This window comes from Mameliella sp. LZ-28 (genome assembly GCF_012274245.1).
Lineage (GTDB): Bacteria > Pseudomonadota > Alphaproteobacteria > Rhodobacterales > Rhodobacteraceae > Antarctobacter > Antarctobacter albus.
In genome coordinates this window covers 1-1,653 of the sequence record NZ_JAANYX010000025.1, presented here as the reverse complement: position 1 = coordinate 1,653, position 1,653 = coordinate 1, and the positions used below count along the sequence as shown (strand labels likewise).

Sequence of the window (1,653 nt, the reverse complement as noted above, 5' to 3'; positions counted from 1 at the left end):
CTTGTTCATTCTGTTTTCGATGAGGTCGTCGACGACGGAAGGGTCGGCGAGGGTTGAGGTGTCGCCGAGGGCGCCGTAGTCGTTCTCGGCGATCTTGCGCAGGATGCGGCGCATGATCTTGCCGGAGCGGGTCTTGGGCAGGCCCGGGGCCCACTGGATCAGGTCGGGCGAGGCGATGGGGCCGATTTCCGTGCGGACCCAGGTGCGCAGCTCCTTGCGCAGCTCCTCGGTCGGCTCGACGCCGTTCATCAGGGTGACGTAGCAGTAGATGCCCTGGCCCTTGATCTCGTGCGGGTAGCCGACGACCGCCGCCTCGGCGACCTTTTCATGCGCGACCAGCGCCGATTCCACCTCGGCGGTGCCCATCCGGTGCCCCGAGACGTTGATCACGTCGTCGACCCGGCCGGTGATCCAGTAATCGCCATCGGCGTCGCGGCGGCAGCCGTCGCCGGAGAAGTAATAGCCCTTGTAGTCCGAGAAATAGGTCTTCTCGAAGCGGTCGTGGTCGCCCCAGACGGTGCGCATCTGGCCCGGCCAGCTGTCCTTGATCGCCAGCACGCCCTCGGTCGGCGAGGCGTCGATCTCCTGGCCCGACTGCGGGTCCAGCACCACCGGCTGCACGCCGAAGAAGGGCCGCATCGCCGCGCCCGGTTTCGTCGCGTGGGCGCCGGGCAGGGGGGTCATCATGTGGCCGCCGGTCTCGGTCTGCCACCAGGTGTCGACGATCGGGCAATTTCCCTTGCCGACCACGTCGTTGTACCAGTTCCAGGCCTCGGGGTTGATCGGCTCACCGACCGTGCCCAGGATCCGCAGCGAGCTTAGATCGCATTTGGTTACGAAATCGTCACCCTGGCCCATCAGCGCGCGGATCGCGGTCGGCGCGGTGTAGAACTGGGTCACGCGGTGCTTCTCGCAGACCTGCCAGAAGCGGCTGGCGTCGGGGTAGGTGGGCACGCCCTCGAACATCAGCGTGGTGGCGCCGTTGGCGAGCGGGCCGTAGACGATGTAGCTGTGGCCGGTGACCCAGCCCACGTCCGCGGTGCACCAGTAGACGTCGCCGTCATGGTAGTCGAAGGTCACCTCGTGGGTGAGCGCGGCATAGGTCAGGTACCCGCCGGTGGAATGGACCACGCCCTTGGGCTGGCCGGTAGAGCCGGAGGTGTAGAGGATGAAGAGCGGATCCTCGGCATTCATCTCGGCCGGCTGGCTGTAATCCGCGGCCTCGAGCGCCATCTCGTTGTAGTCGAAGTCGCGGCCGTCGACCCAGGTGGTCTGGCCGCCGGTGCGCTTGACGACCAGGCACTTGACGTCGTCCTTGCAGTGCAAGAGCGCCTTGTCGGCATTGGTCTTGAGCGGGGTCTTGCGGCCGCCGCGGGGCGCTTCGTCGGCGGTGATGATGAGTTTGGCGTCACAGCCGTTGATCCGCGCGCTCAGCGCATCGGGCGAGAAGCCGGCGAAGACGATGGAATGGATCGCGCCGATGCGGGCGCAGGCCAGCATGGCATAGGCGGCCTCGGGGATCATCGGGAGGTAGATGATGACGCGGTCGCCCTTGCGCACGCCCAGGGATTCCAGGACGTTGGCCATGCGGCAGGTGCGGCGGTGCAGGTCGGCATAGGAGATGCTCTGCGCCGGTTCGTTGGGATCGTCGGG

General features: G+C 66.8%; 1 protein-coding gene. It reads right to left on the bottom strand.

Features of this window, described 5'->3' with window-relative positions:
* Positions 1 to 1,653: acetate--CoA ligase (gene acs / locus G9Q80_RS15260; RefSeq protein WP_168246495.1), on the bottom strand; the 1,653-nt coding region annotated here is incomplete at both ends.